General features: G+C 54.0%; 1 protein-coding gene. It reads right to left on the bottom strand.

Annotated features, from left to right (window positions below; translation table 11 throughout):
* Positions 1 to 17: 17 nt before the first annotated feature.
* On the bottom strand, positions 18 to 257 hold the full coding sequence (locus tag EZM41_RS03515) for a hypothetical protein (RefSeq protein ID WP_198469561.1): 240 nt from the start codon (positions 255 to 257) through the stop codon (positions 18 to 20).
* Positions 258 to 365 lie beyond the last annotated feature (108 nt).

The following is a 365-nucleotide window of genomic DNA, read 5'->3' as shown; positions in this document are numbered from 1 at the left end:
TAGAGGCTGGCGCAATCTTAGCTGGTGGACACAGCGTAGAGGACCGGGAGCCGAAATATGGCCTCGTCGTCTTCGGCGAAGCGCGTCGCGATGATGTCTGGCGCATCGACGGCGCCGGTCACCTTGGTGATCAATTCCTCCCGGCCCTTGACCACGACCTTGTCTGGAACCGCGTTGACTGAATGAACGATATACACTTCCGGTATATTCGCTATCTCTACCTCTATCGACATCACGCGCTCAACCACTCTATGCAATCATATTCTTCATAGCGGTCGTCAGGTTCATCGCCAGCGGCGCAGCGCCGCAGATTATAAGCGATGCCTATAACTCTGACTTCCGCTTTTTCATTTACATGCGATGGT

The sequence above is a fragment of the Acetomicrobium sp. S15 = DSM 107314 genome (assembly GCF_016125955.1).
Classification (GTDB): domain Bacteria; phylum Synergistota; class Synergistia; order Synergistales; family Thermosynergistaceae; genus Thermosynergistes; species Thermosynergistes pyruvativorans.
This window is presented reverse-complemented; position numbering and strand designations above follow the sequence as displayed.